Here is a 5,930-nt window from a genome sequence, read left to right as displayed (position 1 = left end):
CAGTCTCTCTTTCACTCATCATTCTCATCAACCTTCTGATACAAGGGGGATATTTTTATCGTGAAGCAGAAAAGATTGTAGATGAGCAAGAACAAATGAAAATCGAGCAACATCTTCCTGCAACCCAAATGGAACTGGATGCACTTGCTTCATCATGGGAAAAAAAAGAATCACAGCAGATGAAATTGCGTAAAATAGTTGCCGCATTTTCGACGTTGACTTTGGAAAATAACAATACCGATTTGCTGAGTGCAGCACCTCCAGCCGTTCCTGCTCCAGTTACGAATGGGATTGTTCTCGTTCCAGGTTCCAAGCCGGGTGATCGTAATCTTCTATTGGTTCCGGGTGGTTCAAATACGGTATCGGGAACGGTTTTAGGTGAGTATGTAACGACACTTTCCTATGAAAACGGATCCGTGCATTTTAAAATTTCTACCCCTTCACCGCAGAATGCGGAGAAAGTACGCGATAGTGTGGTTAAATCTCTAAAAACCAATACCGTGACGATCAAAGATAACTCGGTTGAAGGGAGTATTCAATGAAAGCTCAATTTGACCCTGCCACTCTCGTAGTCGGATTGTCGTTTATCGCTATCACTATCGCCACCGGATGGATGATGCATGAGCATTCGCTTTTGAATGAAGCGGCAGCTCAGCGTGATGCAAGCGTACAAACATTTGAGCGGTTGTCATCACTAAAAACACGATGGGGAAATTCACCTGAAATAAAACAAAAGACCGATTTTCTGCTTGCCCATCCTTCGCTGATTCGTCAGGAAAAAAGACAAAAGAGTCTTTATCTAGAGTTTGGCAATCTCTCAGGCAATGACTTCGACCGAATCGTTTCAACATTATTGAACGCCCCTTTTGTGATTACTAAACTTGTGTTGTCTCGAAATACTAATGTAGGAACTATCAGTGTGGAGATTGAGCAATGAAAAAAATTCTCTCATTTGCGGCTCTATTGTTCTTGGCAATCATCATCCTTTTGCCGAAAGCAAATATCTATTATTCAGCGGAAGAGGCTCTTTCATCTACCCATTTGTATTTAAACGGGGAGAGGGTGAATGATCGTTTGCTCTATTTGGATGTCCGTGATGCATCTCTTTTATTGGATTCAATGCCGATCGGGACAATCGAACATATCCGGATTATTCCATTGATCTTTTTTAATCGCGCAACAATCACGTCGCTAAATTTTAGCGGTGAATTCTCCTCGCTTTTCCCTGGGGGGATTGATTATTTGACATTTACCTACAGCCTATTGCATCCACTGAGCATTGTTATCGAAGGGGAGGGTGGATTCGGTCCTGTTCATGGAGAGATTGATCTGAAAAGTCAGCGGCTTGAAATAATTTTTGAGCCATCTCAGATTATGCGTAGTTATCCGCTTTTACTGGCAAAGTTACACAAATCGGATAAAGGACTGGTCTATGAAACCTCTTTTTAATGACCACACCCTGAGTGCGATCAACCGTATAGCTCTTCCGGTCGTTATCGCTATGAGCTTTTCAACGGCTCTTTTGCCGTTCTTAAATTCGACCTCGCTTGAGCATCCGCGGAGTGAAATCATCCCTTTTTTCGAGCCGTACCATCTTGGAAAGCTTTTTGCCCTTCATTTTGATGGCAATGGAGCTGTGATGAAAAAAGTTATCAAAGATGTCCTCACACCTGTTCCTCATCATTTAAATGCCGTTTATATGGATGGCTCGCACTCTTTTGTCGCTGTGAATGATAATACTGCAACTACGTTTGTTGATAAGGGTGCGATGTACAAAAATCTATATCGACTTGTCAATGTCACTCCGGTACAGGCCGTATTTACAGCTTATGGACAGAGGATGGTACTGCGTTTGGGAGAAGAGGGACATCTCAACCTTAAAGAGTCGGTTACCTCTTACGTTCCAGATGAAACTGCAACCGCCTCAAATTTTGCAATCCCTCGTTCAACGATTGATCGTTATAGTGAAAATATGGGTGAGACCTGGAAAAATATTACGATTAATGAAGTGGTACAACAAGGTAAAATAGTGGGATTCAGAGTCGATGAGATTGCACTTGGGACACCATTTGCACTTCTCGGACTTCAAAAAGGGGATATTATCACCGGTGTGGATAATAAGCCTCTTGACTCTTATGTAGCCGTATTTGCGGCATATCAGACGGGATTACACCATTCCGCCATTAAAATTACTGTTCTACGTAATAATCAGCCAAAGGATCTTGAATATGAAATTAGCCGTTAATCTTTTGATCGTTTTTCTATTTACACTCAGCTCTATGTATGCTGCTGATACGGTAAATAATGATAAAGCCAGCATTGCTATTGATGGTATGGAGATGGGTGATTTTATAAAATTAGTAGCGAGACTCAGCCATAAAAACATTTTTGTTACCGAAGATGTTAGTGGAAAAATCAGTTATGCAGGAAATCATCCGATTCATAGGGAAGACCTTTTCACTCTTCTTCAAACAACCCTTGAAGCGCGTGGAATGACAATGATCGATTCCGGTGCAGGATACTATTCTATTGTTAAAAGCGCTGATGCTGCTTCGATGAATGTTCCGTTCATGGCTAAAAGCGATATTCCGCAGTTGCAAACGGAAATACTGCAACTAAAATATGCCATGGCTGAAACTATGGCTGTAAAAGTAAAAAACTTCTCCAGCAAGAACGGCAAAGTCATACCATCAAAAGAGTCTAACTCCCTGATCGTGACTGATCTTCCTGCTAATATCAAGACGATACGTAAGCTGGTAAATGCGATAGATATACGCGATGAAACAACGGCAAACTATACCCATCTGATACAGCTCAAAAATGCCGATGCAAAAAATCTTGTTACCACTCTCAACACGGTTATCGCTAAAATGACCCTTTCTCCCGGGCAGCAGCCTCCGAGTATTGCGAGTGATGAGACGACGAATTCGTTGATTATTATCAGCAGTGACGATCTTTTTAAAACACTCTTGCCCACCATTCAGGGACTTGACGGAGATCGTCAGCAGGTTTATGTCAAGGCTAGAATTATTGAAATCAGTGAAAGTAAAGCTCAGGAAGTGGGATTCAAATACGGCCTCTCCGGAGGGTCTTTTGGTTCAGGCGGGATATTTTCATTTAATTCGGCTCTGGGTAATGGTAAAACAGGTGCGATCAATCTCGATTCAGTGCTTCTTTCTAACATAACGATTCCTACTTTGAGCTCAGGAATTGCGCTCGGTGCCAGCATCTCATTACTTAACAGCAACGGTGCAGCTGATATCCTCTCTGAGCCCTCTATCTTGTGTATTGATAACCAAGAATCATCTATCTATGTGGGTAAAACTGAATCGATCAGTTCAGGAACAACTCTGACAGGAACCGGGTTGACACAATCGAGTTATACGCGTCAGGATATTGGGTTAACGCTCAAGATTAAACCTCGGCTTTCGAATGACAATAAAGTCCTTTTAGCGGTTGAAACCAAGCTCGAAGATATCGATGCTTCCAATACCAACCTTCAATTGCCGAGTACTACCAAGCGAGAGGTGAAAACATCTGCAATCGTCAGTAACGGAGAGAGCGTTATTATCGGTGGTCTGATTAAAGATAAATACGACAGCAGTGCTACAAAAGTCCCTTTTTTAGGAGATATACCTGTTTTAGGAAATCTTTTCAAAGACAAAGCGACATCGCATGACAAAATTAATTTAGTCATTATTTTAACCCCCTATATTCTTGATAAAAGTACCGACTTGGCGACGCTTCGAACCCAGTTGGATGAGTTGGATAAAATTCAACAAAAATATATAGACGATGTAGTAAAAAATGTTAAGGAACAGCATTAAAATGGTTCAAATTCCTCTTTTTTCCGAGGTCAATGCCCTCGCGTTTATCCCAGAGGGTATTGATCCGTTTGAAACCATACGTGAGGGTTTGCTTTTTGCTGAGATCAATGAACAAAAGTATGCCATTCTCTCTTCACGTGATACGGCTACGGCTCTCTCGTCGTATAACAGGCTCTCTCTGGACCTTCCGCTTGCCCATTTGGACGAGCAAACGTATGAGACTCTGTATCTGAAGTTTTTAGAGCTTAAAACCGATAGTGAGCTGACTCAAAGTGCATCCCAAGAAGAGCCGTATGAGGATGAACTCTCACTAATCGATTTTTTGAAAAACTCCTCTGATTTGCTTACAAGTGAAGAATCCGCGCCTATCATAAAATTTGTCAACACTATCTTTTATCAGGCGCTCAAACGTCGGGCCAGCGACATTCATATCGAAACTCATGAGAAAAAAGGGGAAGTGCGTTTTCGTATTGACGGTGTATTATCCAAACATATCGATCTGGATAAATCGATTATCAGTTTGGTCATCAGCCGTATCAAGGTCATCTCCAACCTCGATATTGCAGAAAAACGTCTCCCGCAAGACGGCCGTACGCAGATCAAAATCGCCGGGAAATCGCTGGATGTACGTGTATCGGTTCTCCCTACCTATCACGGTGAACGGGTTGTTATGCGTTTGCTCATGCATGCCGCGTCTATTCCTGGATTGGAAGAACTCGGATTTAATCGTTCTACAACGGAACGTTTTTACGAACTGCTCAAATTTTCGCATGGGATTATTCTCGTGACCGGACCGACCGGAAGCGGAAAATCAACCACGCTCCACTCTTTTCTCCAGCGACTTTCGGGCCCAGAGAAAAATGTGATGTCGATCGAAGACCCAGTCGAATACGATGCCACACATGTCAGCCAGATAGCAGTGAATTCTAAAATCGGTTTGACGTTTGCCGAAGGGCTGCGCTCTATTTTGCGCCAAGACCCCGATATTATTCTCGTTGGTGAGATTCGTGATGGCGAAACCGCTCAGATCGCGATTCAAGCGGCAATGACTGGACATCTGGTTTTTTCGACGCTCCATACGAATAATGCGACATCAGCTGTTACTCGTCTTGTGGATATGGGTGTGGATAAGTTTATGGTTACCTCCACGCTTTTAGGGGTATTGGCACAGCGCTTGGTACGTAAAGTATGTACGGAGTGCTATGAACTTCACCCGATCGATCCTATTGATGCTCGAGATCTTGATTTGCCGATTGAAACAATCGTGGCAAAAAGTGTCGGTTGCCCTTCATGCGGAGGGACAGGATATCGCGGCCGTATTGCCGTAGGTGAATTACTAATGATGGATGAAAATGTCCAGACATTGATGAAACAGTGTGAAAATGACGTAGAACTTCGTACGGCGATGAAAGGATCTATGGCATTTTTAGCCGATCAGCTGAAAGACCTTTTGATCTCACATGAGACGACGTTGGAAGAGATACTTCGCGTCGGTGTTAAAGAGATTTAATGGAATTTGTCTACAAAGGGTTGAACTCTGAGGGAGTACAGATCAGCGGTATACTGGAATCGGCTTCGTTGGATGAAGCCAAACGCCAGCTCCGAGCGCAGGGGATTATCTACTCCTCTTTGAAGGTTCATGAAGGATCATTGATTGATTTGTTCGGGATATTCGGTACCAGAGCGATCCCCTCATCCCTTTTAACCCGTATCAGTCGTGATTTGGCGGTTTATTTGCGAGCAGGAGTACCGTTGATACGGGCACTTTCACTTCAGGAACGCCAATATCGAAATGAACCCAAAACAGAACGTTTCTTTGCCTCTTTGATCACCTTGCTAGATGAGGGGAAAAGCTTATCGGCCGCGCTTGAGACCCAGAATATCTATACGATTCCCTCTTTTTATCTAGGGACGCTTCGTGCCAGTGAAGATCGTGGTGTTCTCGCAACCGTCTTGAATGAATTGGCTTCTTATATCCAAGTAGGTGATCAAATCCGAGCTCAGCTTACTAAAGCATTTATTTACCCTGGATTTATCGTAGCCGTTTCCATCCTCACGGTTTCGTTTATGCTCAGTTCGGTCGTTCCGAAGCTCTCTGCTATT

Annotated in this window: 7 protein-coding genes; all 7 read left to right on the top strand. The window is 43.1% G+C overall.

All coding sequences use genetic code 11. The features are described 5' to 3' along the window. The coding region (locus tag JHC35_RS01830) for a hypothetical protein (protein WP_295041679.1) at nucleotides 1–542 on the top strand (542 nt) is incomplete at its 5' end. Continuing rightward, nucleotides 539–937 carry a hypothetical protein gene (locus tag JHC35_RS01825; protein ID WP_295041678.1) on the top strand — a complete coding sequence of 133 codons (399 nt, stop codon included), beginning with the start codon at nucleotides 539–541 and terminating at the stop codon, nucleotides 935–937. The genes JHC35_RS01830 and JHC35_RS01825, both read left to right, overlap by 4 nt. Then, nucleotides 934–1,449, top strand: coding sequence for a hypothetical protein (locus tag JHC35_RS01820; protein WP_295041677.1), 516 nt, complete (start codon nucleotides 934–936; stop codon nucleotides 1,447–1,449). Before JHC35_RS01825 ends, JHC35_RS01820 begins: the two co-directional genes overlap by 4 nt. After that, a complete protein-coding gene (locus JHC35_RS01815) occupies nucleotides 1,433–2,245 on the top strand; it encodes a PDZ domain-containing protein (RefSeq protein ID WP_295041676.1) in 813 nt (270 codons plus the stop codon). Before JHC35_RS01820 ends, JHC35_RS01815 begins: the two co-directional genes overlap by 17 nt. Further along, the gene (locus JHC35_RS01810; RefSeq protein ID WP_295041675.1) at nucleotides 2,229–3,827 is read left to right on the top strand and encodes a secretin N-terminal domain-containing protein; all 1,599 of its coding nucleotides are present in this window, start codon (nucleotides 2,229–2,231) and stop codon (nucleotides 3,825–3,827) included. The genes JHC35_RS01815 and JHC35_RS01810 overlap by 17 nt, the downstream gene beginning before the upstream one ends. Before the next feature lies 1 nt (nucleotide 3,828). Beyond that, nucleotides 3,829–5,337: a GspE/PulE family protein gene (locus tag JHC35_RS01805; protein ID WP_295041674.1), complete on the top strand. Its 1,509-nt coding sequence runs from the start codon at nucleotides 3,829–3,831 to the stop codon at nucleotides 5,335–5,337. Then, nucleotides 5,337–5,930, top strand: a 594-nt coding sequence (locus JHC35_RS01800; protein ID WP_295041673.1) for a type II secretion system F family protein, incomplete at its 3' end; no start/stop codon positions are given. The genes JHC35_RS01805 and JHC35_RS01800, both read left to right, overlap by 1 nt.

It is taken from the genome of Sulfuricurvum sp., from assembly GCF_022759005.1.
Lineage (GTDB): Bacteria > Campylobacterota > Campylobacteria > Campylobacterales > Sulfurimonadaceae > Sulfuricurvum.
This window is presented reverse-complemented; position numbering and strand designations above follow the sequence as displayed.

Excerpts from the sequence above, each read along its gene's own strand:
- JHC35_RS01825 (WP_295041678.1), top strand. The coding sequence starts at position 539 with ATGAAAGCTCAATTTGACCCTGCCACTCTCGTAGTCGGATTGTCGTTT.
- JHC35_RS01820 (WP_295041677.1), top strand. The coding sequence starts at position 934 with ATGAAAAAAATTCTCTCATTTGCGGCTCTATTGTTCTTGGCAATCATC.
- JHC35_RS01815 (WP_295041676.1), top strand. The coding sequence starts at position 1,433 with ATGAAACCTCTTTTTAATGACCACACCCTGAGTGCGATCAACCGTATA.
- JHC35_RS01810 (WP_295041675.1), top strand. The coding sequence starts at position 2,229 with ATGAAATTAGCCGTTAATCTTTTGATCGTTTTTCTATTTACACTCAGC.
- JHC35_RS01805 (WP_295041674.1), top strand. The coding sequence starts at position 3,829 with ATGGTTCAAATTCCTCTTTTTTCCGAGGTCAATGCCCTCGCGTTTATC.